The following is a 1,904-nucleotide window of genomic DNA, read 5'->3' as shown; positions in this document are numbered from 1 at the left end:
CGGCCTGGGCCATGCTGGCGCCGGCGGTGGTGCCGATGGTCAGCGCGGACAGGGCGGCGGCGGACAGCAGAGCGAGGGAACGCAGGCGAGCGGTCATGAAGAGGTACCGTCCTTTACGTGGAACTGGGGCGGACACAGGACACGGACACGCTCACTTGGGATGAGAACGCGGCCTGACCGAACCAGGACGCCGCCAACAGGGGCGGGCGTCGGGTGTGGTGGCTGCGTGGAGCGCTGGAGGGGCTCGGGGTGCCTCGGCAAAGTGCGGGTCTTTCCCCGGCCACACATACAAGACTACCCCATGAAACGGACAAACGCAAACGAATCGTCACGAAACGGGCAACGATCTACCTGGCAGGGTAAAGCGCTGGGCATCCCCGCATAGCCGTACGATTTGCTGCATCGTTCCACGTGGGGCTGTGAGGTCGGGTTGTTCGGGATTCTTCGCCCATGCGCCGAGCATGGCTGTCCGTCGTTACGCACCGCGTGGCGGGCGCATCTGTGTGGCTTATGCCTGACCTTGCGTGACGGGCAGGGGCATCCGGCGCGGCTGGCCACCAACTACGACACGCTGGTCATCTCGGTGCTCGCCGAGGCCCAGCTCCCGGCCGCGTCCCCGCACCGGGTGGCGGGTCCCTGCGCGTTGCGCGGGCTGCGTACGGCCGAGGTGGTGGACGCGCGAGCCGGTGGGGCCCGGCTGGCGGCCGGGGTCTCGCTCGTCCTGGCGGCCGGCAAGCTGCGCGACCACGTCGCGGACGGTGACGCCTCGTTCGCGGGCCGTCAGGCCGGACGGCGGCTGGCCGAACGGTGGGAGGCGGGCGGCACGCGGCTGGCGGCCGGGGTCGGGTTCGACGCCGGGGTGCTGGTCGCCACGGTGGATCGCCAGCTGGCACTTGAACGCCGCTTTACCGGGGATCATTCCCTCGACGGCGACACGGCCGGGCATTCCGGGCGACGGCCCGTCCTCGGTGGCGGCACGGGCGGGCGTCCCGACCAGCCGTCCGTCCTCGACGGCAGGGGCGGGCGGCCGTCCATCCTCGATCTGACGGCGCCGACCGAGGAGGCGGTGGCGGCGACGTTCGCGCACACGGCGGTGCTGGCGCGCCGGCCGGGCAACGCGCCCGCACTCGCCGAGGCGGGCAGGTTCTTCGGCCGGATCGCCCACCTGCTGGACGCCGTCGAGGACCAGCAGGACGACGACGCGCGCGGCGCGTTCAACCCGCTGACCGCCACCGGCACCTCCCTGCCCGAGGCGCGGCGGCTGTGCGACGACGCGGCCCACGGCCTGGCGCTGGCGCTGCGCGAGCTGGAGTTCGAGGACCGGCACCTGGCGGACACGCTGCTGGGCGGCGAGGTCCGGCGCGCGGTCAACCGCACCTTCGCCGCCGCCCACTCCCCCACGGCCTCGTACGCGCGCCCGGGGGTGTTCAGGAAGTCGGCGGCCGGGATCTGGACGTTCATGACGTGCGGCATGTACCGGCCGAGGTGGAGCAAGCGCTCGGGACGTCCCTGCGACGACCGCTGCTACCTGCGCAGATGCGACTGCGACCCCAACTGCGGCAACTGCGGTGAATGCTGCAACTGCTGCGATTGCTCGTGCAACTGATCCGACGGCGAACGTGAAAGAGGGCGCTCCCCGGGATGGGGAGCGCCCTCTTTCACGATGGTCGCGCTGTGCGGTGTCCGGCGCACGGCGACCGCGGGATTGGTCAGTGGTTCTTGACCGACATCGGCCGCGTGGTGGCGGCGGAGTCGTCCTTCACCTTGTAGGCGCCGGTGGAGAAGGCGACCGGCTTGTTCTTCAGGCCCTTGCCGTCGCCCCACTTGGTGATGACGTAGTCGACCTTGATGTGGCCCTCGCCACCCACGCCATCGACACCCAGGGTGTCGGTGTTGAACTTGCC

Annotated in this window: 1 protein-coding gene and 1 pseudogene; one reads left to right on the top strand and one right to left on the bottom strand. The window is 71.0% G+C overall.

The window, feature by feature from the left end:
• Positions 1-394: 394 nt before the first annotated feature.
• Complete coding sequence (locus HII36_RS54920) at positions 395-1,606, top strand: DUF5685 family protein (protein ID WP_328808328.1); 1,212 nt, start codon at positions 395-397, stop codon at positions 1,604-1,606.
• 103 nt (positions 1,607-1,709) lie between these two features.
• Here HII36_RS54920 and HII36_RS54915 read toward each other — a convergent pair.
• Positions 1,710-1,904: pseudogene (locus HII36_RS54915) on the bottom strand (hypothetical protein); the annotation flags it as partial.

Origin of the sequence: Nonomuraea antri (assembly GCF_013283785.1) — a bacterium.
Lineage (GTDB): Bacteria > Actinomycetota > Actinomycetes > Streptosporangiales > Streptosporangiaceae > Nonomuraea > Nonomuraea antri.
The sequence above is the reverse complement of the archived record's forward strand: the minus strand, read 5'-3'. Positions and strand labels throughout refer to the sequence as shown.